Origin of the sequence: Mesorhizobium sp. B3-1-8 (assembly GCF_006439495.1) — a bacterium.
GTDB lineage: Bacteria > Pseudomonadota > Alphaproteobacteria > Rhizobiales > Rhizobiaceae > Mesorhizobium.
In genome coordinates, this window is record NZ_VFTK01000041.1 from 11787 (window position 1) to 34843 (window position 23057).

General features: G+C 64.7%; 19 protein-coding genes. 7 read left to right on the top strand and 12 right to left on the bottom strand.

The genetic code is table 11. From position 1 onward, the window contains the following. Positions 1–303: 303 nt before the first annotated feature. Complete coding sequence (locus FJ424_RS28400) at positions 304–1692, top strand: MFS transporter (protein ID WP_246677369.1); 1389 nt, start codon at positions 304–306, stop codon at positions 1690–1692. Positions 1693–1831: 139 nt separating this feature from the next. On the opposite strand, the gene purH is transcribed toward FJ424_RS28400, so the two are convergent. The 4 genes from purH to htpX form a co-directional block, all read right to left on the bottom strand. Further along, the gene (gene purH / locus FJ424_RS28405) at positions 1832–3448 is read right to left on the bottom strand and encodes a bifunctional phosphoribosylaminoimidazolecarboxamide formyltransferase/IMP cyclohydrolase (protein ID WP_140658958.1); all 1617 of its coding nucleotides are present in this window, start codon (positions 3446–3448) and stop codon (positions 1832–1834) included. A 113-nt stretch (positions 3449–3561) separates the two neighbouring features. Then, entirely contained in the window at positions 3562–5286 is a 1725-nt protein-coding gene (locus FJ424_RS28410; RefSeq protein ID WP_140658959.1) for a heparinase II/III family protein, read from the bottom strand. 133 nt (positions 5287–5419) lie between these two features. Beyond that, the gene (locus FJ424_RS28415) at positions 5420–6817 is read right to left on the bottom strand and encodes an RsmB/NOP family class I SAM-dependent RNA methyltransferase (RefSeq protein WP_181182184.1); all 1398 of its coding nucleotides are present in this window, start codon (positions 6815–6817) and stop codon (positions 5420–5422) included. Continuing rightward, positions 6808–7842 (bottom strand): zinc metalloprotease HtpX, encoded by a 1035-nt coding sequence (htpX, locus tag FJ424_RS28420; RefSeq protein WP_140658961.1) that lies wholly within the window; start codon positions 7840–7842, stop codon positions 6808–6810. Before htpX ends, FJ424_RS28415 begins: the two co-directional genes overlap by 10 nt. A gap of 167 nt (positions 7843–8009) precedes the next feature. Between htpX and FJ424_RS28425 the strand changes: the two genes are divergently transcribed. Then, positions 8010–8231: a DUF1674 domain-containing protein gene (locus FJ424_RS28425; protein WP_140658962.1), complete on the top strand. Its 222-nt coding sequence runs from the start codon at positions 8010–8012 to the stop codon at positions 8229–8231. Here the strand turns inward: FJ424_RS28425 and FJ424_RS28430 are convergent. Further along, on the bottom strand, positions 8228–8893 hold the full coding sequence (locus FJ424_RS28430) for an HAD-IA family hydrolase (protein ID WP_140658963.1): 666 nt from the start codon (positions 8891–8893) through the stop codon (positions 8228–8230). The two genes, FJ424_RS28425 and FJ424_RS28430, sit on opposite strands and share 4 nt — an antisense overlap. A gap of 292 nt (positions 8894–9185) precedes the next feature. Between FJ424_RS28430 and FJ424_RS28435 the strand changes: the two genes are divergently transcribed. The 3 genes from FJ424_RS28435 (at position 9186) to FJ424_RS28445 (ending at position 13521) form a co-directional block, all read left to right on the top strand. Continuing rightward, positions 9186–10055, top strand: coding sequence for a transglutaminase family protein (locus tag FJ424_RS28435; protein WP_140658964.1), 870 nt, complete (start codon positions 9186–9188; stop codon positions 10053–10055). 333 nt (positions 10056–10388) lie between these two features. After that, the gene (locus FJ424_RS28440; RefSeq protein WP_140658965.1) at positions 10389–11867 is read left to right on the top strand and encodes a TadE/TadG family type IV pilus assembly protein; all 1479 of its coding nucleotides are present in this window, start codon (positions 10389–10391) and stop codon (positions 11865–11867) included. 385 nt (positions 11868–12252) lie between these two features. Continuing rightward, a complete protein-coding gene (locus FJ424_RS28445) occupies positions 12253–13521 on the top strand; it encodes a cyclopropane-fatty-acyl-phospholipid synthase family protein (RefSeq protein WP_140658966.1) in 1269 nt (422 codons plus the stop codon). Positions 13522–13533: 12 nt separating this feature from the next. Here FJ424_RS28445 and FJ424_RS28450 read toward each other — a convergent pair whose 3' ends face one another. Both FJ424_RS28450 and acs read right to left on the bottom strand, forming a co-directional pair. Further along, entirely contained in the window at positions 13534–14295 is a 762-nt protein-coding gene (locus tag FJ424_RS28450) for an MOSC domain-containing protein (RefSeq protein WP_140658967.1), read from the bottom strand. Further along, positions 14295–16250: an acetate--CoA ligase gene (acs, locus tag FJ424_RS28455; protein WP_140658968.1), complete on the bottom strand. Its 1956-nt coding sequence runs from the start codon at positions 16248–16250 to the stop codon at positions 14295–14297. The genes FJ424_RS28450 and acs overlap by 1 nt, the downstream gene beginning before the upstream one ends. 303 nt (positions 16251–16553) lie before the next feature. On the opposite strand from acs, the gene FJ424_RS28460 reads away from it, so the two are divergent. Continuing rightward, a complete protein-coding gene (locus FJ424_RS28460; protein ID WP_140658969.1) occupies positions 16554–16826 on the top strand; it encodes an usg protein in 273 nt (90 codons plus the stop codon). Positions 16827–17126: 300 nt separating this feature from the next. On the opposite strand, the gene FJ424_RS28465 is transcribed toward FJ424_RS28460, so the two are convergent. Both FJ424_RS28465 and FJ424_RS28470 read right to left on the bottom strand, forming a co-directional pair. Then, complete coding sequence (locus FJ424_RS28465; RefSeq protein WP_140658970.1) at positions 17127–18161, bottom strand: aldo/keto reductase; 1035 nt, start codon at positions 18159–18161, stop codon at positions 17127–17129. Positions 18162–18201: 40 nt separating this feature from the next. Next, complete coding sequence (locus FJ424_RS28470) at positions 18202–19389, bottom strand: MFS transporter (protein WP_140658971.1); 1188 nt, start codon at positions 19387–19389, stop codon at positions 18202–18204. Between the two features lie 123 nt (positions 19390–19512). Here FJ424_RS28470 and FJ424_RS28475 point away from each other — a divergent pair, with 123 nt between their 5' ends. Then, positions 19513–20418 (top strand): LysR family transcriptional regulator, encoded by a 906-nt coding sequence (locus tag FJ424_RS28475; protein ID WP_140658972.1) that lies wholly within the window; start codon positions 19513–19515, stop codon positions 20416–20418. Positions 20419–20485: 67 nt separating this feature from the next. Here FJ424_RS28475 and FJ424_RS28480 read toward each other — a convergent pair whose 3' ends face one another. From FJ424_RS28480 to FJ424_RS28490, 3 genes are all read right to left on the bottom strand, one after another. Beyond that, positions 20486–21535, bottom strand: coding sequence for an aldo/keto reductase (locus FJ424_RS28480; RefSeq protein WP_140658973.1), 1050 nt, complete (start codon positions 21533–21535; stop codon positions 20486–20488). A 134-nt stretch (positions 21536–21669) separates the two neighbouring features. Next, a complete protein-coding gene (locus tag FJ424_RS28485) occupies positions 21670–22074 on the bottom strand; it encodes a hypothetical protein (protein ID WP_140658974.1) in 405 nt (134 codons plus the stop codon). Positions 22075–22208: 134 nt separating this feature from the next. Continuing rightward, the gene (locus FJ424_RS28490) at positions 22209–22871 is read right to left on the bottom strand and encodes a YggS family pyridoxal phosphate-dependent enzyme (RefSeq protein WP_140658975.1); all 663 of its coding nucleotides are present in this window, start codon (positions 22869–22871) and stop codon (positions 22209–22211) included. Positions 22872–23057: the final 186 nt, after the last annotated feature.

Below are 23057 nucleotides of genomic sequence, written 5' to 3' on the forward strand. Positions count from 1 at the left end.
GCCGAGCCACCTCTCCCCGATCGACGGGGTAGAGGAAGGCGCCAAGCTTTTTGCCGTCAATGCTCGTCCAGCAACGCTCCCTTCCTTTCCCTCGGAGGGGGGAAATGTGGCGCTGCGAAGCAGCGACGGATTGGGGGAGCCACCTGGCAATCAAGCCTCGGCCCGATCGGTCACGCCAGAAGAGGCGTGCATCGCGTAGCCGCCTTCGTGGGGCGAGGAATTGGCGCCTGCTTGTTCATTTGCATCACTGCCTGAAAACATGCAGACATGGCGCCCGACGCGAGCGGTGCCAGGGGAATCAGCATGGTGGCGGTAGAGACAGTGCAGCAGGCATCGGGGCGCGGCATCTGGGGCTGGATGTTCTTCGACTGGGCGGCGCAGCCTTTCTTCACTGTTGTCACCACCTTCATCTTCGGGCCCTATTTCGTCTCGCGCATGGCGAGCGATCCGACCGCCGGGCAGGCCGCCTGGGGCTATGGCATTGCCGCCGCGGGCCTGGTCATCGCGGTGCTCTCCCCGGTGCTCGGCTCGATCGCCGACCAGACCGGGCCGCGCAAGCCGTGGATCGCCTTCTTCGCGACGATCAAGATCGTCAGCCTCAGCCTGCTGTGGTTCGCCGCACCCGGCTCGAATCTTTTCCTGGTCGTGCTCTTGTTCTCGCTGGCTTCGGTGGCGGCCGAATTCTCCACCGTGTTCAACGATTCCATGATGCCGCGGCTGGTGCCGAAGCAAGAGATCGGCCGGATATCCAACATGGCCTGGGGGCTCGGCTATCTCGGCGGCATGATCGCACTGATCTTCGTGGTGCTGTTCTTGGCGGGCAATCTCGAAACCGGCAAGACGCTCATCGGCCTCGATCCATTGTTCGGACTCGATCCGAAGCTCGGGGAGGACGCGCGCTTCACCGGGCCGATGTCCGCCGGCTGGTATTTCCTGTTCATCCTGCCGATGTTCTTCTTCACGCCGGACGCCAGCAAGGGAATCCCGATCGGCCCGGCGGTGCGCGAGGGCCTGTCCGAGTTGAAGTCTACTCTGGTGGAAGTGCGCCAGCGCAGCGGCATCCTGCGCTTCCTGCTGGCGCGCATGATCTATCAGGACGGCGTCAATGCGCTGCTGGCGCTCGGCGGCACCTTCGCGGCCGGCATGTTCCGCTGGTCGATCACCGAGATCGGCCTGTTCGGCATCATCCTCAACGTCGTCGCCATCTTCGGCTGCTGGATCGCCGCGCGGCTCGATACCGCGCTCGGCTCGAAGCACGTGGTGATGATCGCGCTGGTGATGCTGTCGGTCGCCACGATCGGCGTCGTCTCGACCGGTCCGGGCTTCACGCTGCTCGGCCTGATCCCGCTGTCGACCGCGGATTCCGGCGGCCTGTTCGGCACCGCGGCCGAAAAGGCCTATATCCTCTATGGCCTGCTGATCGGGCTCGCTTTCGGGCCGGTGCAGGCATCGTCGCGTTCCTACATGGCGCGCAGCGTGACCGCCGCCGAGTCGGGCCGCTATTTCGGCATCTACGCGCTGGCGGGACGCGCGACCAGCTTCCTGGCGCCGTTCATGGTGGCGACCATCACCACGATGAGCGATTCACCACGGCTCGGCATGGCGGCGATCATCCTGTTCCTCGGCATCGGCATGGCGATCCTGGTGGGGACACCCTATCCGGCGGACAAGCCGAAAGAGATGCTTCGATAATTCTACTCCGCTGGCCGCTTGCCGCGGTTTTCTGCGCTTCCGGTGCTCACGGACCTGAATGTCCGCTCCGCTCCGGTTCTCGAAAACCGCACCAATCGACTCAGCGGAGCGAATTCTTGAAGCATCTCCGCGCCGAGCATCAATGCCGGAAGTGCCGCACGCCCGTGAACACCATGGCGATGCCGTGCTCGTCGGCAGCGGCGATGACGTCCTCGTCGCGCATCGAGCCGCCGGGCTGGATGACGGCCGTGGCGCCGGCCTCGATCGCCGAGAGAAGGCCGTCGGCGAAGGGGAAGAAGGCGTCGGAGGCGACGACCGAGCCTTTGGTCAGTGGCTCGGCGAGGCCCGCAGCCTCCGCCGCGTCCAGCGCCTTGCGGGCGGCGATGCGCGAGGAATCGACGCGGCTCATCTGGCCAGCACCGATGCCGACCGTGGCGCCGTCCTTGGCATAAACGATGGCGTTCGACTTGACGTGCTTGGCGACGCGGAAGGCGAATTTGAGGTCGGCCAGTTCGGCCGGCGTCGGCGCGCGTTTCGTCACCACCTTCAGCTCGAGGTCGTCGACCACGGCGTTGTCGCGACTCTGCACCAGCAGCCCGCCGGCGACCGATTTCGCCGTTGTGCCGGCAGCGCGCGGGTCGGGCAGGCCGCCGGTGACCAGCAGGCGCAGGTTCTTCTTCGCGGCGACGATCGCGGCTGCCTCGTCGGTCGCGTTGGGCGCGATGATGACCTCGGTGAAGGTTTTCACGATCTCCTGCGCCGCCTCGGCGTCGAGGATGCGGTTCATGGCGACGATGCCGCCAAAGGCCGAGACTGGATCGCAGGCCAGCGCCTTGGCATAGGCCGCCTTGAGCGTTTCACCCTCCGCAACGCCGCAAGGGTTGGCATGCTTGATGATGGCGATCGCCGCCGAGCGGGCGGGATCGAACTCGCCGACCAGCTCGAAGGCCGCGTCGGTGTCGTTGATGTTGTTGTAGGAGAGCTGCTTGCCCTGCAGCTGCTTTGCCGTCGCCACACCCGGCCGTTTGTCGCCCGACAGGTAGAAGCCGGCGTTCTGATGCGGGTTCTCGCCATAGCGCATCACCTGGTCGAGATGGCCGCCGAAGGCGCGCCAGGTCGGATGCTCGATCTGCAGCGCCTCGGCGAACCAGCCGGAGATCGCGGCGTCATAGGTGGCGGTGCGGGCAAAGGCCTTGGCCGCAAGCATCTTGCGGAAGTCGAGCGACAGCGAGCCAAGATTCATCTCCAGCGCGTTGACGACGGGCGCATAGTCGGCCGGATCGGTGACGATGGCGACATAGGCGTGGTTCTTGGCCGAGGCGCGGATCATCGCCGGTCCACCGATGTCGATGTTCTCGACGATCGAGGCATAGCCGGCGCCGGAGTGGCGGACCTCTTCAAACGGGTAGAGGTTGGAGACGACAAGATCGATCGGCTCGATGCGATGGTCACGCATGGCCTTGGCATGCTCGGCATCGTCGCGGATGCCGAGCAGCGCGCCATGCACCGACGGATGCAAGGTCTTCACCCGGCCGTCCATGATCTCGGGAAAGCCGGTGAGCTCGGAAACGTCGCGCACAGCCAGGCCCGCCTCGGCGATGGCCTTCGCCGTGCCGCCCGTCGAAACCAGCTCGACGCCGGCTGCGGCGAGCGCTTTGGCGAAATCGACCAGGCCGGTCTTGTCGAAGACGGAAAGCAGCGCCCGGCGCACCGGAACGAGATCGGGCGCCGGAATGTTTTTCGTGGGCACGGCCATGGGCGGGCGGCCTTTCAGAGCTGTTGGACGGGACGTTGGCCGGCCCTAGCATATGAGCCCCGGAAATCAAGTGAGTCTCGGAAATCAAGCGCGCGGCCGGATTTGTCGGGAATTCAGTTGTTCTCGGGATGGCCGGCAATGCCGGTGCGGGTCAGCTGCCAGTGGACTTCGGCAACCTCCGAGGCCTTGAAGGAGAGCACGATCTGCCGGCTGCGGCGCGGGCCGCTCAATCCGGCGAAATAGATCGATTCCTCGACCTCCGGCACCACTTCGGCGCAGGTGAAGACCCAGGTGTCGCCCTGCGCGGCGGCGAGCGTCAGGCGGTCGTGGTCGTCCCGCAGCAGGCTGATGTCGGGGTGGACATGGAAGCGCACCGTGACGAAGTCGCGGCCGTTGTTGCGGATCGCGGCATTGCCCGGGCGCAGGAAACGGTCGCGACCGGCAAGCACGTTGCCGTTCGTGGTCAGCTTCAGCTCGCGCTCATGCAGGAAACCGAATTGCTGGGCATAGCCGTCGTGGCGGGCGACGAAGCCGTGCACGCCCTTCTGGTCGAGGCGCTTGCAGGGCACGTGCTGCGGGCCGCCGATCAGCGGCGAGCCCAGCAGGTCGCTGACGCGCAGCGAATGGCTGAAGCGCGCCGACGAGGTGTCGTTGAGCGTGGCGGTCGAATGCGCGGCGGTGGCGCGCGCCAGCGGCCGGAATTCCGGGGCGCCGTAGGTGTCGATGCCGGCATTGACGATGAAGTGCTGGCGCCCGGAGGAGAGTTCGAAGGCGAGGCAGCCGGCATGCGCGGCGTTGGAGACGTCGACCGGCGGCGGCAAGCCGGTGTCGGCGATCACCGTCACGCCACCCATCGACAGGCGCTCGTAGCCGGAGTGCGGCGCGTGCAGCAGCGGCGCGCCCGCCGTGTCGTCATGGCGCATGATGGTGGCGATGCGGTCGTGGATGGTGGCGCCCATGCCGTTGAAGCGGGCGAGGCTGCCGTCCTGGTGGCGAAAGAAACGCAGCGCCGGCAACATGCGGTCGATGGCGCCGATCAGGGCCGACGGCGGCGCCTCGGCCTGGTTGGCATAGGTCTGGCGCAACGGCAGAAGGTCGGCCAGCAGCTCCAGCACCGCCATCGGCTTGCGCGAGATATGGCCGCCATCAGGCAGGATCTGATGTTCCAGCTCCTCGGCCAGGTTGCGTGTCGCGGCGCGCAGCGCCGAGGCCGGCGCCGGCAGAGACAGCGCGGCGAAGGCGAGCGCGATGCGGGCGCGCAGCCTGGCCTCGCCATCCGGCATCTCGCGCGCCATCGAGCGGAGATAGCGGATCTGCACGGCGAGCGATTTCAGGAAGGCGCGATAGAAGGGGAATTCGGCGCCTTGCAGCACCACCGAGGAATGCTGCAGCCAGGCGATCACCCGTTTGGCCGTCGTGCCCGGCTCCCAGGCGATGCCGGAGATCTGGTTGCCGTGCATGGCGATCCAGTCGGTGACGAGCGCCCTGGCGTTGGCGGCGGCAAGCTCGGTGCCGGTGGCGCGCATGTGGCGCAGCCAGCGGAAGCCATGCAGCGATTTCTGCCAGCCGCGATTGGGCACGTCGAGCTGGAAGGGCGATGTGCCGCCGGTCTCGACCAGATGGCCGGACAGCGGGTAGCGGCCGTAATAGATCTCCAGCGCGATCTGCGGATCGGCGAGCCGCAGGTCCGGCGGCGCGATCAGGACACGTTCGGGCGTGCGGCCGGAATAGCGCCAGCGATAGACCGGGCCGGCGCGGAGGCGCCGGCGCGTTTTGCGCCAGAACTCCCTCGCGACAAGCGTCCATAGACGCGTCGTGCTGCCGGCAACAAGTGCCAATAGCCCTCCTGATGTCCCCATAACCCGAGCACAAGCTTATGCGATTCAAGAACTTATGCGAAGGCGGATTTCGCCGAAGTGAACCAATTCACGCCGCTTTGCCGGTACCGATCCCTAAAAAAGTCAGCAAGTTTTACGAGATAACGCTTCGATCGGCCCGTCTCATCCGCGCGGCGAAGAAACCGTCCAGGCCTGAAATTCCGGGCGATTCCAGCGCCAGGTCGGCAGGTGTCGTGCGCAATGTGTCCTCCCGTGTCAGGAACGGATCGATGCCGACGAACTCGCCGGGCCGGATCGGGTCGGCGACGACGCCGGGGCTCCCGGCGAGGAAATCGCGATAAAGCTCCTCGCCTTCGATCGGGTCGAGCGAGCAGTTGGAAAAGACGATCCGGCCGCCGGGCCTGACGAGACTGACGGCATGGGCAAGCAGCCGGCGCTGAAGGTCGGCGAGCTTTTCGACATCGGCCATGGTCTTGGTCCATGGCACGTCGGGGTGGCGGCGCACCGTACCGGTCGAGGAGCAGGGCGCATCGAGCAGCACGGCGTCGAACAATTGTGCCGGCCGGTAATCCAGGAGGTCGGTCTGGACGAGTTCGGCGGTCAGGCCAAGGCGCTCGAGATTCTGACTGAGCCGCGCCAGCCGGTTCTTCGAGGTGTCGACCGCGGTCACCTCGGCGCCGGCCAGGATAAGCTGCGCCGTCTTGCCGCCGGGCGCGGCGCAAAGGTCGGCGACGCGCTGGCCTCTGATGTCGCCGAACAGGCGTGCCGGCAGGCTTGCCGCCGCATCCTGCACCCACCAGGCGCCGTCGGCGAAACCGGGGAGGTCGATGACATTGGCAGCAAGCTTCTCGACGCGCACGGTGCCGGTCGACAGCACGATGCCGCCGAGACGCTCGGCCCAGATCACCGGATCGGCCTTGACGGTGAAATCGACAGGCGCCTCGTGGCGATGGGCGGCAAGGATGGCTCGCGCCTTGTCGGCTCCGTAAGCAGCGGTCAGCCGCTCGGAGAACCATTGGGGCGCCTCGCTGGTCGCAGCGAGCGCCGGGGCAAGCTCGGCCTCCTTGGCACGCGCCAGCGAGCGCAGCACCCCGTTGACGAGGCCGGAGAAGCGCAGTGCTCGCGGATCGGACTTGGCGTGGGTCACGGCTAGGTCGACGGCGGCGCTGTCGGGAACATCGAGGAACAGGATCTGCGCGGCGGCGACGTTGAGGATATGCGAGAGCGCGGTGGCGTTGGCCGGCAGCGGCTTTTCCAGCCGCCTGGCCAGCAGCCCGGCAATGGTCATGCGATGGCGCAGCGCGGTGACCAGGATGGCGCGCACCAGCGCCCGGTCGCGGCCGTCCAGCGCCCTGTATTGCGGGTGGCCGTGCTCGTTGTCGGTCAGGCCATCGAGCGGCGTATGCGCGTCGATGACGGCGGCAAGCAGGCGCGCGGCCGCCTTGCGCGCGGCAAGGCCGGCGACGTTCTCGTCGCCATTCTTGTGTTGCGGATTGCCTGGCTGTCCGCGCCTCGGCGGCGTCACGACCAGGGACCCTTCGGCCGGGCATTGCGCGGTCCGGTCGGGTTGCGGCCCCAGGGATTGGGCTTCGGCGGCGCCGGCTCAGCCTCTGGGGCCGCGTCTGCCGGCTTGCCCCATGGCCCCGCCGACGGCTCCTCGGGCTGCATGGGTGGCGCGGAAGCCTTGCGCCGATTGGCCGGCGCGGCGCCACCCATCGCGCGCGCCATCTCCTGCAGGGCAGCGATGCGGTTCTCCGTGTTCGGATGGGTCGAGAACAGATTGTCCATGCGCTCGCCGTGAAGCGGGTTGATGATGAAAAGATGCGCCATAGCCGGGTTGCGCTCGGCGTCCGGATCGGGGATCTGTTCGGCACCGCGCGCGATCTTGCTGAGCGCCGAAGCAAGCCATAGCGGGTGACCGCAGATCTCGGCGCCGCGCCGGTCGGCTTCGTATTCGCGCGTGCGGCTCACCGCCATCTGCACGATCATCGCGGCGAAGGGCGCGACGATCATCGCCACAAGCACGCCGACGAAGCCGAACGGATTGTTGTTCTCCCGGCTGCCGCCGAGAAAGAAGGCGAAATTGCCGAGCATCGAGATGGCGCCGGCAAGCGTCGCCACGATCGTCATCGTCAGCGTGTCGCGGTGCTGCACATGCGCAAGCTCGTGCGCCATCACCGCCGCGACCTCTTCGTGGGAGAGGCGCTCGAGCAGGCCCGTGGACGCCGCCACCGCGGCATTCTCGGGGTTGCGGCCGGTGGCGAAGGCGTTGGGCTGCGGGTTGTCGATCAGATAGGTCTTCGGCATGGGCAGCCCGGCCTGCTTGGCCAGCGCCTGGACGATCGCGTAATATTCCGGCGCGTTCTTCTCGTCGACCTCGACAGCGCGGTTCATCGACAGCACCATCTTGTCGGCGTTCCAATAGCTGAACAGATTGGTGCCGGCGGCGATCAGAAGCGCGATGACCATGCCGCCCGAGCCGCCGATCAGATAGCCGACGCCCATGAACAGCGCCGTCATCGCGGCAAGAAGCATGGTGGTGCGAAGCGTGTTCATCGTTTCATCCGTCTGACGTGGTGTCGGAGGGGGCCAGAGCATCGGACCGAAAAGTGGAATCCGGTTTTCGGAGTATTCCGATGCTCACCAATAGGGGTCGATCCTTCTGGTATCATGGCTATATGATGGGAGAGGCCGGTCTTCGTTTCAATCGGCGGGAGTATCGCATGACCGAAGAGCCAAGCAAAACCGAAGCAGTTGCAACGACCGAAGAGCTGCGAAAAGCGCTGACGCCCGAAGCACAGCGGGCGTTAGCAGAGGCTGAAGCGCGTCGTCAAAAGTATCGAGCGGCGGAAGCGCAGTTGCCGAAGGAAATCGGCGGCCGCGGCGGCAAGGAACCTGGCCGCTACGGCGACTGGGAAGTCAAGGGTCTCACCAGCGACTTTTAAGCAACGGCACGCTCAGGCGCGAGGGCGATCCAGCCATTGTCGTCCGTCGCAATGGCGATTTCATCGTAGGAATGGATTGTCAGGTGCGACGTGACGAGCGGGTGAACATGCGTGGCGCTGATCACCATCACCGAGGCGCCGGAAGCCTCGCCCGCCGCTATGCCCGCTGGCGCATCCTCGAAGACCAGGCAGTCGCGCGCCTCGACGCCGAGACGCCTTGCCGCCAGAAGGAAACAGTCCGGCGCCGGCTTGCCATGGGTCACATCTTCGGCGGTCACCATCATGGCGGGAACCGGGATGCCGGCCGCCTTGATGCGCAGCAGCGCCAGCTCGCGCGGCGCCGAGGTGACGATCGCCCAGCGCTCTGGCGGCAGCGATTGCAAAAACGCAACGGCGCCGGGGATCGGGACGATGCCTTCGAGGTCATCCGCCTCGGCCTTGAGCAGCAAATCCGCCTCCGCCAACGGATCGACACCCGGAAGCCTCAGCGCGGCGATCGTCTCGCGCGCGCGCCTGCCATGGATCGTGGGCAGGAAAGCCGCCACATCGAGGCCATGCCTGTTTGCCCATGCCGTCCACACCCGTTCCGCCGCGGCGATCGAGTTGAGCACCGTGCCGTCCATGTCGAACAGGAAGGCGGCGAATTTTGAGCCTGCAAACATCGGATGTCCTGGAGAATCGTTTTCGGGGAGGGGCGAAACGCGAAGCGCAGTTTAGACCGGGCAGGACCGCCTGAGAAGGGAGCAGGTCAGCGTTGATAGAACGCTGACCTGCTCCCACTCCTTGTTTTTACGCAATTGCGGACGGAAGGCTACGGCGAAGTCGCAGAGCCAAACCGCTGCGCACTTTTCCTGAATTGCTCCAGACGCCGCCATTTCGACTCTGCGCCGGAACCAGCTCCGGCTCGCGGCGTTGAACAGGCAGTCTTTCCAAAATCACCAAGGGGGGCATGCGATGCTGATCCGGCTCGGCTATGAAATCGCCATCGAATGCGCGGCGGTGACGCCGATCATCTCGCTTCTCGACATTCATGCCGAACGGCATGCCGACATCAAGCGGCAGACGCGGGTTCTGACCTCGCCCTCGGTGCCGACCCGGACCTATCGCGACCGCCACGGCAATATCTGCCGTCGCTTCACGGCGCCCGCCGGAAGCTTCCGCATCCTCTACGATGCGGCGATCGAGGACAGCGGCGAGACCGACGAAGTCAATACATTGGCGCGCGAAACGCCGGTCTCGGAACTGCCTGACGACGTGCTGGTCTATCTGCTCGGCAGCCGCTACTGCGAGACCGATCACCTCAGCGACATCGCCTGGCAGCTTTTCGGCCATTTGCCGCCTGGCTGGGCGCGGGTGCAGGCGATCGTCGATTATGTCAACAGCAGGCTTTCCTTCGGCTACGGCTATGCGCGCGCCACGCGCACGGCGGCCCAGGCGCATGAGGAGCGCGTCGGCGTGTGCCGCGACTTCGCGCATCTGGCGATCGCGCTTTGCCGATGCATCAACATTCCGGCCCGCTATGTGAACGGCTATCTCGGCGATATCGGCGTGCCGGCCGATCCGGCACCGATGGACTTCTCGGCCTGGATGGAAGTTTTTCTCGACGGCAAATGGTACACGTTCGATCCGCGCCACAACTGTCCGCGCATCGGCCGCGTCGTCATTGCGCGCGGCCGCGATGCCACCGACGTGCCGCTGCTGCACAGTTTCGGTCCGCACCAGCTCAGCCTGTTCAAGGTCTGGACCTACGAGCAGGAAGGCAACCGCTTCAATCCTCCGCATCATGGCATCGATCGGACGGTTAGCGCACAGATGCTCCTTTGATATTCAGGTGATGCCGGCCTGACCTCTATCTCAACAGACCCTGCGCTGCGCCCGTTTCATGGCTGCCGCTGACCCGCTTCGGCACGGTTCGATTGTGCTGAAGAGAGAACGACCGCGACAGCCTTCGAGATCATGGTAAGCACTTCATGAAGGTCGCTTGGCCAGCGTATTTTCGTTTACTTCCCGTTCACTCTAGTATTTGCCGAAAGCCAGCAAAAACAATGGATTAACCTGCCGTTAAGCGTCTTTCGGCGGCCGACGGCCGGATCTGGCCGAAATCCTGCAGCGCCTTTGTCGTGCGGCACGGTGCCGCAAACAGTGGAGGCGGAAGAGATGCGGCAGTTCAGAGGTGTCGTTCGTGGGGTGGACGGCTTTGCCCGCAATCGCGAAGGCAATTTCGCGGTTCTGTTCGGAGCTGCCGCATCGGTCCTCGCGCTGGGGGTGGGATTCGCCGTCAATATCTCGCAGCTCTACAATGCGAGATCGAGCCTGCAGGGCGTCGTCGACGCCGCTGTGACCTCGACGGCCCGCGATCTCACCCTCGGCGTCATCAAAGATGCCGACGCCACCAAGACGGTGCAGGCATTCCTCGACGCCAACAGCGCGGCCGGCATCATGCAGGCCAATCGGGTCGTGCTCGACAAGCTTACGGTCAACAGGACGGCCAATACGGTACAGGCGGATGCGCATGTCGATGTCGGCCTGTTTTTCCCGATCTTCAGCACCGGCGATATGCGACGGGTGAATGCTTCGACCACGGCGCTTTATTCGGACAAGCAGGTCGAGGTGGCGATGATGCTCGACATAACGGGGTCGATGGCCAAGAAAGGCAAGGTCGACAAGATCGGCGATCTGAAAGCAGCGGCGAAAAACGCCGTCCAAACGATGCTTCAGAACCAGGACCCGAAGAACCCTCGCGTCCGAGTGGCGCTTGTGTCCTATGCATCTGCCGTGAACGCCGGCAAGCTGGCGGAAAATGTCTATGTCGAAGCCCAAGGAGGCTCGGACCTGCCTCCCGTTGCCGGCAGCACACTTCTGGTCGCCAAGACGAACAGCAAACTGCTGCCGGCTTTCGGCGACTATGTCTCCATCGTCGGCGCGGCGACGCCTCGCCCCGACAATTGCGCCACGGAGCGCAAGGACAAAAGCGGCAATCCGGATTTCAGCGCTGACGGCCCCGACACGGTCCGCACGGACAAGAATGGCAAGAAATATTTTGCGCTGGTCAACCGGGACGATCATCTGGGCGGCTCGGGAATGAACAAATGCCCTACCGCGGCGGTGATCCCGCTGACCGCCGATTCCGGTGCATTGCTCGATTCGATCGACGACTTCCAGGCGGATGGCTACACGGCCGGTGCGATCGCCGTTCAGTGGACCTATTACATGCTGTCGCCGCAATGGCGCACCGTGATCAAGAATGCCGGCCTGGGCAGCGGCCCCTCGGACAACAATGCGAAAAAGATCGCCAAGGTCGCGATCCTGATGACCGATGGCCAGTTCAACACCGCCTTCGCCGGCGCGGGAGCCAACTACAACAGCCAAGGCAACCTTGCGCGCCGCAATGCTCAAACCTTGTGCGGCAACATGAAAGACGATGGCATCGAGGTTTTCACCATCGGCTTCGATCTGAACGACAAGGACATGTCGGCAACCGAGCGGGACCAGGCGAAAGCGGTGCTGAAGGATTGTTCGTCGAAGGATACCTCCTCCGCCAACAAGCATTATTTCGAAGCGTCCACCGGAGCGGAGTTGGATGCCGCCTTTCAGGAAATCATCCGCAACACTGAAAAGGTCGCGCTGACGCAGTGATCCAAACGGAAAAGGCCGCCGCTTCTTGACGAAGCCGGCGGCCTTCCGTGTTTCCGTCCATGACGCGGCTTCTGGCGGCAACCCCATCGGGCTACCCGCCGCGCGTCTCGCGCCTTAACGGGAAGACTGCTTCCCGGAAGTGCAATCCGCAGAGCTCACGTTATGGAAAACGAAATCACTCGACATCGGATCACCTCCTTTCAGTTCGTTGAACACGCTCAGATGATGGGGTGCGCCGCGGCAAAAGACAAGATGACGCCACGGAATGGTCGTGCCACGAGCCGGGAAACTGCTCTTGCGGTGCTTTTGCGCAACAGATCGGGATTGCGGTCTACAGGCCGGTGGACGACAGTGCGGCTTGGGGGCGACATAGCGGGAGGTGGGAATGGACGCCGCCGACAGAGCCGCGCGGATCGTACGCAAGGTCGTCGAAACGCTGAAGCCGGGTTTTGCGGTCCGGCTGTGGACCGGCGAGCGGATCGGGCCCGCCAGCGGTCCGGTGCTTGCCATCAACGATCAGGACATCGTCTGGCAGCTGGTTCGCCGGCCGACCTTCTCGACGCTGGTGGAGATGTGGATTTCCAAGACCGTCGATATCGAAGAGGGCACGCTGTTCGATTTCTATGCGCTGCCTTCGCAAGGCAAGCTCAAGGCGAAGCTCAAATCCCTGCCCAAGCTGGCGATCCTGCGCGACCTGCCGGCTGTGCTGTTTTCGCGCAAGCAGATGACGGCGCGCAGCGACCTTTCCAGCCGCAAGCCTTTCGTCAGCGGATCGAACAAGGAGGCGATCCAGCACCATTACGACATTTCGAATGATTTCTACCGACTCTTCCTCGACGAGCGCATGGTCTACAGTTGCGGCTATTTCCACGATTTCGCCAATGGCATCGACCAGGCGCAAGTCGACAAGCTCGACCACATCTGCCGCAAGCTCAGGCTCGAGCCCGGCGAAAGGCTGCTCGACATCGGCTGCGGCTGGGGCGCGATGCTTATCCATGCGGCGAAGAATTACGGCGTCTTCGGCCATGGCGTCTCGCTGTCGCAAGCCCAGACCGACCTTGCCCGCGAGCGCATTCGCGCTGAGGGGCTGGAGGATCGCATCACCATCGAGATAAAATCCTATGCCGAACTCTCAGGCACGTTCGACAAGGTATCGTCGATCGGCATGTTCGAGCATCTGGGGCTTGCCAATCACGACGCCTACTTCTCGACTGTCCATCGCCTGCTGAAACCCGGCGGGATCTATCTGCATCACGCCATCACCAGGCGCAGCAAGGGCGACATCCGCAAGACGCTGCGCAAGGGGCCGGAATACAAGGCCCTGATCAAATACATCTTTCCTGGCGGCGAGCTCGATACGATCGGCATGACGCTCGGCAATCTCGAGGCGCACGGCTTCCTCGTCTATGACGTGGAGAACCTGCGCGAGCATTATGCGCAAACCTGCCGCCTGTGGGCGGAGCGTCTGCATGCGCGCTTCGACGAGGCGGTCGCCGAGGTCGGCGAGCCCAAGGCGCGGCTGTGGCTGCTCTACCTGACGGGTTGCTCGATCACCTTCCAGCGCGCCTCGGCGCAGATTTTCCAGACTGTCGCCACCAGGCGCGCCCGCGGCCCGAGCGGCCTGCCACCGACACGGGCGGATTTGTACAGGTAGACCCGGCCCGCTTCAGTCCATCAAGCGCATCGGCGCGCCGACTTCGATCCGCGCCGGCCGGTCGACCGTGCAGTAGACGCCGAGATTATGGGCATTGTGGCGTACCAAATTGCGCAGGATGCCGGGATCGGTGTCGAAACCGTCCTGGGCGATGATGGTGAAGCCGCAGCGGCGGCAGGGCTCGGAGACGGTGAGCTCGAGATCGCCGACCGCGAGTTTCCTGCCGATCCATTCCGTCTCCGGAAAGGCGCCTTCGACCGGGTCCATATTGACGACGATGTTGGGGCGGAAGCGGCGCGGATCCGGCGTGCCCTCGGGATGCAGCGCCTTCAGCCGGGACAGCGAGGCGGTGGTGAGCAGATGGATCGGCGCCTTGGCGTAGCGGGCCTCGGTCAGCGGACCGGCATAGGAGGGCGCCGCGTTCTGCGCGCCGAATGGTCGGATCGCGGCCTCGAAGCCGAGGAAGGCGGATACTGCGCGGTCGCTTCGAGGGTCTGGCGCCGGCAGCCAGCCGCCGCCGGGCACGGCCACTTCGAGCCGCCATTCCTTGCTCATCGGGGCCTCGCTCAACCGGGTGCGGATCAGCGGCACCTTGTGCCATCTGGCCTCGCGGTCGGGCCTGGCGATCTCGCCGTCGGATGCATCGACCAGTCCGAACAGCCGGTCGCCGTCGACGGTTTTCAGCCCGACGGAGATGGCATCGAGCCGCTCGCCGGCGAGCGAACTCGCCGGGTAGCGCCAGAGCTGGCTGACGGTGCCGAGATCGCCGGTCATCAGCCCTTCTTGTTCTGCCGGTTGGCGACGAGGTCGTCGACCACGGCCGGATCGGCCAGCGTCGAAGTGTCGCCCAGCGCGCCGAAATCGTCCTCGGCGATCTTGCGCAGAATGCGGCGCATGATCTTGCCGGAACGGGTTTTCGGCAGGCCGGGCGCGAACTGGATCTTGTCGGGCGAAGCAATGGCGCCGATCTCCTTGCGGACATGCGCGATCAGTTCCTTGCGCAGTTCCTCGCTCGGCTCCATGCCCTTCATCAGGGTGACGTAGCTGTAGATGCCCTGGCCCTTGATGTCGTGCGGGTAGCCGACGACGGCGGCTTCCGACACTTTCTCGTGGCTCACCAGCGCCGATTCGACTTCCGCCGTGCCCATGCGGTGGCCGGAGACGTTGATGACGTCGTCGACGCGGCCGGTGATCCAGTAGTAGCCGTCCTCGTCGCGGCGGCAGCCGTCGCCGGTGAAGTACTTGCCCTTGTAGGTCGAGAAATAGGTCTGCACGAAGCGGTCGTGGTCACCATAGACGGTGCGCATCTGACCGGGCCAGGAATCGGTGATGCAGAGATTGCCGTCGGCGGCTCCTTCGAGCACCTTGCCCTCACCGTCGACCAGTTCCGGCTTGACGCCGAAGAAGGGCCGAGTCGCCGAGCCTGCCTTGAGGTCGGTGGCGCCGGGCAGCGGCGTGATCAGGATGCCGCCGGTTTCGGTCTGCCACCATGTGTCGACGATCGGCACCTTGCCGTTGCCGACGACATTGAAATACCACTCCCAGGCTTCCGGATTGATCGGCTCGCCGACCGAGCCGAGTACGCGCAGCGATTTGCGCGAGGTCTTCTTCACATGGCTGTCGCCGGCGCCCATCAGCGCGCGCAACGCCGTCGGCGCGGTGTAGAAGATGTTGACCTTGTGCTTGTCGATGACTTCCCAGAAGCGCGACTGCGAGGGATAGTTCGGCACGCCTTCGAACATCAGCGTCGTGGCGCCGTTGGCCAAGGGCCCGTAGACGATATAGCTGTGGCCCGTCACCCAGCCGACATCGGCCGTGCACCAGTAGATGTCGCCGTCATGGTAGTCGAAGACATATTGGTGCGTCATCGAGGCATAGACGAGATAGCCGGCCGTGGTGTGCAGCACGCCCTTCGGCTTGCCGGTCGAGCCGGAGGTGTAGAGGATGAAAAGCGGGTCTTCCGCCTTCATTTTCTCCGGCTTGCAGTCGGCCTTCACCGTGGCGATCTCGTCGTGGTACCAGACGTCGCGGCCGGGCGCCCAGCCGACCTTGCCGCCGGTGCGGCGTACGACGACCACGTTCTTCACCCGCACATAATGCTTGGCGGCGATTTCGATCGCCTTGTCGGTGTTCTCTTTCAGCGGGATCGGTTTGCCGCCGCGCAGGCCCTCGTCGGCGGTGATGACGAAGGTCGATTCGCAGTCGACGATGCGGCCGGCCAGCGCGTCCGGCGAGAAGCCGCCGAAGACAATCGAATGGATGGCGCCGATGCGCGTGCAGGCAAGCATCGCATAGGCGGCTTCCGGGATCATCGGCATGTAGATGGTGACGCGGTCGCCCTTCTTGACGCCGTGCTTCTTCATCACATTGGCGAGCCGGCAGACATGCGCGTGAAGCTCATTGTAGGTGATCTTCTTGTCGTCGTAGGGGTTGTCGCCTTCCCAGATGATGGCGGTCTGGTCGCCGCGCTTCTTCAGGTGCCGGTCGATGCAATTGTAGGAGACGTTGGTCAGCCCGTCCTCGAACCACTTGATCGAGACCTTGCCGTCGAAGGAGGTGTTCTTGACCTTGGTGAAAGGCTTGAACCAGTCGATGCGCTTGCCGTGCTTGCCCCAGAACTTGTCCGGATTTTTCACGCTGTCGGCATACCATTTGAGATAGGTATCGTTGTCGATCAACGCGTTCTTCTTCCACGCCGGCTGGACGCGGTGGACATGCACATCGGACATTTTCAGCTTTCCTCCCGAACCATTCCACCGGCTTGGGCCGCCGGCGGCATCGCGGCGAAGCGGCCGCGAATTCGCGGGCATTATTAACAGTTCCGCCGTGACGGCAATATTAGACGTTGGATTCGCGCGGCGGGATGACGCAGGGTCAAGCGCAAAGCGCTATCAGCACTCTCGCTTTACGGCTGCTAACCGCCTGTTTTAATGGAAAAAATTTTGAAAAAGCTCGAAAAAATCCATAGACAGTTAAGCAACCGTGCGCACAATTCAGCGTTGGGAGGAAGGAGAATCAACCAAGGAAACGCAATGCGCGACAATTCCGAAATGGACCTGATGCTCAAGGGGTATGGGCTGACCACGGCCAAGATCCTTTACCACTACCCGGACCACCCGCACCTGCTGCAAAGCTTTGTCTGGCAGGACTACGACATAGCTCCGAAATTCCCGGTGCTGATCCGCTTCATCGAATTCTGGAAGACCAAGCTCGACGGACCGCTGCACTCGGTCACCTACACGCATCAAAGGCTGATCGCGCCGAATGAATGGCGGAAGGTGGATGGGGAGTTCCTGGTACATTAGGTGCAGGTTTTATCGATCGTCAGTGATTGGCGGAAATGTCCGTCGCTTCGTCATCCACGGGCGAAGCAAGGAGCGAAGCGACGCGGCGCAGACCCGAGGATCCATTCCGTGACTTCGAAGCGTTGCGGCGATCCAGAATTCTGCTCCGCCGCGCTCTGCGATCAAGGTAACGGCATGGATCCTCGGGTCTTCGCGACGCCGCTTCGCGGCTGCTTCGCCCGTGGATGACGAAGCTCGGAGGGCGGCAGCTAATCGCAAACGTTCACGCCCGCCCTAATAGGGACGGGTCGACACGTGGGCTCAAACCGCCGGCGGGTTCAGCCGGGCGAAGCCTTCCTGGCGCCGATAGGGGAAGTAGGGATAGGGCGCGGTCACCGCGCTTGCTTCATCGAGCGCCTTGATCTGCTCAGGCGTCAGCGCCCAGCCGACGGCGCCGAGGTTCTGCCGCAACTGCTCCTCGTTGCGCGCGCCGATGATCACCGACGACACGGTCGGCCGCAGCAAGAGCCAGTTGATGGCGACTTGCGGCACGGTCTTGCCGGTCTCGGCGGCGACCGCTTCAAGCGCATCGACCACCTTGAAAAGATGCTCGTCCTCGACCGGCGGACCGAAGCTGGCGGTGTCGTGCAGCCGGCTCTTTTCCGGCAAGGGCTGGCCGCGGCGGATCTTGCCGGTGAGCCGGCCCCAGCCGAGCGGGCTCCACACCAGCGCACCGACGCCCTGGTCGAGGCCGAGCGGCATCAGTTCCCACTCATAGTCGCGGCCGACCAGCGAATAGTAGACCTGATGCGCGACATAGCGCGGGTAGCCGTGCTTTTCCGCGAGGCCGAGCGATTTCATCACCTGCCAGCCGGAGAAGTTTGAGACGCCGACATAGCGCAGCTTACCTTGGCGTACGAGGTCGTCCAGCGCCGACAGCACCTCCTCGACCGGCGTCGAGGCGTCGAAGGCATGAAGCTGCAGCAGGTCAATATAATCGGTGCCGAGGCGCTTCAGCGCCGCGTCGACGGAGCGGATCAGGCGCGAGCGCGACGAACCCCAGTCGGCCGGGCCGTCGCCCATCGGCAGGGACGTCTTGGTCGAGATCAGCACCGCGTCGCGGCGACCCTTGATGGCCTCGCCAAGCACCTCTTCCGAGGCGCCGTTCGAATAGACATCGGCCGTGTCGAAGAGATTGACGCCCGCCTCCAGGCAGATGTCGACCAGCCGGCGCGCCTCCTTGGCGTCGCTGTTGCCCCAGTGGCCGAAGAGCGGGCCGGAGCCGCCGAAGGTACCGGCGCCGAAGGAAAGCGCCGGCACTTTCAGGCCGGAGGCGCCGAGAGGTCGATAGTCCATGATTTTTCTCCTTGGGATGTCGAAGGCGGAATTCGGCCGCTCAGCACTGCGCCGTGACCGGCTTGCCGATGGCGCGGCCGCGTTCGAGGCGCAGCGCCACGAGCACCACGCCGAGCGCGGCGAGCGGCACCAGGCCGGCAACGAGAGGGACGGCGCCGAGGCCGGGGCCGTGGTCGATGACGAAGCCGCCGAGCCAGGCGCCGATGGCGTTGCCGAGATTGAAGGCGGCGATGTTGAAGGAAGACGCAAGGCCCTGGCCGGCGCCCTCGGCCTTCTCCAGCACCCACATCTGCAGCGGCGCGACGGTGGCGAAGGCGGCAGCGCCCAGCAGCCCGACGGCGACGATCGCCATGATCGGCTGATGGATCGCCGCCGTCATGACGAACAGCACCGCCGACAGCGCGACCAGCGTGCCAATAACCGTCGGCACCAGATGCCGGTCGGTGAGGCGTCCACCGAGCAGGTTGCCGGCGACCAATCCGCCGCCGAAGACGAGCAGGATCGGCGACACGGACGCTTCGGAAAAGCCGCTGACGCGGGTGAGGATCGGCGCCAGATAGGTGAAGGCGGCAAAGACGCCGACCCAGCTCAGCACCGTGGTCAAAAGGCCGAGCAGCACCGGCCGGCGGCCGAGTACGGCGAGCGTGCCTTCGGCGCTTTCCGCCTCGTCCGCGGCGGCCGGCTCGTCGCGCGGCACCAGCAATGCGATCACGGCGAAGGCGACGACGCCGACCAGCGTGACGGCGAGGAAGGTGGAGCGCCAGCCATAGGCCTGGCCGAGCCAGGTGCCAAACGGCACGCCGAGGATGTTGGCGACGGTGAGGCCGGTGAACATCAGTGCAATGGCCGAAGCCTTCCTGTTGGGCGCGACGAGGCTGGTCGCGACGACCGAGCCGACGCCGAAGAAGGAAGCGTGGGCGAAGGCGGTAAGCACACGCGCCGCCATCAGCGTCCAGTAGTCGGGCGCCAGCGCACAGGCGAGGTTACCGACGGTGAAGACAACCATCAGGGCAAGCAGCAAGGTCTTGCGCGGCAGGCGTCCAGTCAAGGCGCCAAGCAGCGGCGCGCCGACGACGACGCCCAGCGCATAGCCGGAAATAAGCAGGCCCGCGGCCGAGATCGAGACGCCGAGATCGGCGCTGACATCGAGCAGCAGGCCCATGATGACGAATTCGGTGACGCCGATGCCGAAGGCGCCGGCGGTGAGGGCATAAAGAGCAAGAGGCATGGCTGCGGTCCGGTTGATCAGGAAGGGACGCCCAAAGTCCCGCGCCCCGGGCGGAAGATCGTGATCCGCCAAGCTGTGAACCAGCCTTGCGTCCGGCATATTTTCTGTGAAATAGATTCACGAATGGCGAGACCCGACATCAACCGCTCCGGCGAGATCGAAGTGTTCGTCCGCGTCGTCGAGGCGGGCAGCTTCTCGGCCGCGGCGCGGGCGCTGCGGATGACGCCGTCGGCGGTGAGCAAGCTGATCGCGCGGCTTGAGGCGCGGCTTGGCGCACGGCTCATCAGCCGCTCGACACGCAAGCTGCAGCTGACGCCGGAAGGGGCTGCCTTCCATGATAGCGGCCTGCGCATCCTCGCCGATCTCGACTCGGCCGAGCGCGAAGCGGCGGCGGGTGCAGCGCCGCGAGGCCGGCTCAGGGTCAATTCCTATGTGCCGTTCGGCCAGCACCGGCTGATGCCGTTGTTGCCGCGCTTCCTGGAGAATTATCCCGAGATTTTCGTCGAAGCCGTGCTGACCGACAGTGTGATCGATCTTCTGGAAGAGCGCGCCGATGTCGCTATCCGCGCCGGGCCGCTACGCGAGTCACGCCTGGTTGCGCGCAAGCTCGGCCAGAGCCGGATGGTCCTGGTCGCGTCGCCTGCGTATCTTGAAGCACGCGGTACGCCACGCGGATTGTCCGACCTCGCTCGCCACAACATGCTGGCCTTCGGCTTCGCCAGGCATATCGAGGGCTGGCCCTTTGTCGATGCGACAGGCAAATCGATCATCATGCCGATTGTCGGAAACATGTCGCTCACCGACGGCGAAGCGATGCGGCGAACGACGCTGGCAGGAGCCGGTATAGCGCGGCTGGCGCGCTGGCATGTCGAGCCCGACATTGCCGCCGGACTGCTCGTGCCGTTGCTCGAGGAGTTCAATCCTGGCGACGAGGAGCCGACACATGCTGTCTATGTCGGTCATGGCAAGCATCTGCCGGCGCGGGTGCGGGCTTTCCTCGACTTTCTCGCGGAGACCGTTCGTCTCTGAAACGGAAAAGCCGCGCGTCCAAGGACACGCGGCTCCCGAAGGACGTCGGCTTGCTTGCGAAGACGGATTACGCCTTCGGCACGAACGGCGCCGGACGCCGGCCGGCGCCTTGCCGCTCCAGCATCCAGCCGGGATATTCGGCAGGCAGGGCGCTCACCTCATCGAGCCTGGCGAGGTCGTCGGTGTCGAGCTTCAGACCTGTCGCGGCAAGATTTTGCTCGAGTTGGTCCATGCGGCTGGCGCCGATGATGACGCTCATCACGAAAGGCTTGGCCAGCACATAGCCAAGCGCCACGGTGGCGACGCCAACATCGTGTTTTTTGGCAACCTCGCGCATGCCGGCGACCGCCGCCCAGGCGCGGTCCTCGTTGACCGGCGGGAAATTGAAGGAAGCGCGGCGGCCCTCGCCATTGCCGGGGGCGCCGGGACCGTATTTGCCGGAGAGCAGCCCGCCGGCCATCGGCGACCAGACCATCAGGCCGAGCTTCTCTTCGTTGATGAGCGGCACGATCTCGCGTTCGAGATCGCGGCCGGCGATCGAGTAATAGGATTGGATCGTCTCGAAACGGGCAAAGCCCTTGCGCTCGGCAATGCCCAGCGCCTTGGCGATGCGCCAGGCCTGCCAGTTGGAGACGCCGACATAGCGGACCTTGCCGCTGGCGACGAGATCGTCGAGCGCGCGCAGCGTCTCGTCGATCGGCGTCACGGTGTCGGTGCCATGCAGCTGGTAGAGGTCGATATGATCGGTCTGCAGCCGCTCCAGGCTGCGGTCGACCGAATCCATGATGTGGCCGCGCGAGGAGCCGCGCTCGTTGGGCCCGTTGCCCATGGCGCCATGCACCTTGGTGGCGATGATGACGTCCGAACGCTTGACGCCGAGGTCCTTGAGCGACCGTCCCAGCAGCTGCTCGGACTGGCCGAAGGAATAGACGTCGGCCGTGTCGAAGAAATTGACGCCGGCGGCGATCGAGCGGCCGACGATTTCGTTGACGCCCTTCTGGTCGAGGCTGGCGATCAGCCCCCATTGGGCATTCTGGCCGGCGGCGCCGAAGGTCATGGTGCCGAGGCAGAGTTCGGAAACGAACAGGCCGGTGTTGCCAAGCTGGTTATAGCGCATGGTGAGCTTTCCCCGAGAAAAGGATTGAATGACATCGGGGAAATAGGAACGGACCGTTTCGTTTCAAGCGCGGGCGCAAAGAATATCGTCCGGTTGGCGGGCCGGTAACGAGATCGTGACGATTGCCAGGGCGCTCAGCTTTCCACCAAAGCGAGGATCGCGAAGGCAGTCATGCCGAATGCGACGGCGGCAAGGGGCAGCAGAATTTCGATCGTCGCCGTGCTGGCCTTCACGGGATGATCGCCAGTGTCGAACTCGCCTGCCATCCAGTCGGCGAGCGTCGTGGGTCTGCCGGCAGCGCTGATCCGGTGATGACGCCAGACACGGCCGGCGATGGCCGGCAGCACGACCGACATGACGATGAATCCAGTTACGACGAACAGCAAATAGTCGTCGGCGCCGCTGCCCGCGAAGCCGATCCAGGCCGACAACGCATAGCAGGCCGCGAGCCCCACCATGGCGAAATAGACCCAGCGGTGCAGCCCGCGGGAGACTTGCCGGTTTTGCATGGTGTGCTGGCTGTGGCGTGTGGCGGTCATAGGGACCTCCTTTGCTATGAAAGGAGCCACTTGCTTCCTGTGCACGGAGCTAGCGCCAGGATTCTAGGCGACAATGCGGTGGTGTGACGCGGCCGGCCCAAGGAAAGGCCTACGCTTCCTCGAGGCGCTCCTTGCTACCGGCTGCCGAAGATCGCCGAGCCGACCCTGACGCTGGTCGCCCCGAAGGCGACGGCTGTTTCGTAGTCGCCGGACATGCCCATCGAAAGCTTCGCGACACCCGCTTCGCGAGCGAGCTTCTCCAGCAGCGCGAAATGCGGGCCAGGATTCTCATCGGCGGGTGGGATGCACATCAGGCCTTCGATGGCGAGGCCGTGCACGTCGCGGCAGCGCTTGACGAAGGCGACCGCGTCGCGCGGCTCGATGCCGGCCTTTTGTGGCTCGGAGCCGGTATTGACCTGGACGTACAGCCTCGGCGCGCGGCCTTGCCTGGCGATCTCCTTGGCAAGCTCCGCGGCGATCTTCTCGCGATCGACGGTCTCGATGGCGTCGAAGAGAGCGACGGCTTCCTTGGCCTTGTTGGACTGCAGCGGGCCGATCAGATGCAGCTCCAGATCGGCAAATGCCTCTCTCAGCGCCGGCCATTTTCCCTGCGCTTCCTGCACGCGGTTCTCGCCGAAGACCCGCTGGCCTGCCTCGATGACGGGGCGGATGTCCTCGGCCGCGAAGGTCTTCGACACCGCCACAAGCGTGACGGCGCTGGGCGGGCGCTTCGCCTCGCGTTCGGCGCTCGCGATCCTCGCCTTGACCGCGTGAAGCTGCTCTACGGCGCTCGTCATGCCACTATCCTGCCCATAGTTTTAAAGCTCGCGCCGGCTCGCCGCAGTTGACGGGTCCGGCAATCCATGGTGAACACCGCGACGACATAGTCTCGGCTGCCGGCCTAGGCGTGTCGATATTCAGGTGATGCCGGCCTGCAAATGCCGGTTTCCTGCGCTTCCGGTGCTCACGTACTTTAAGTACGC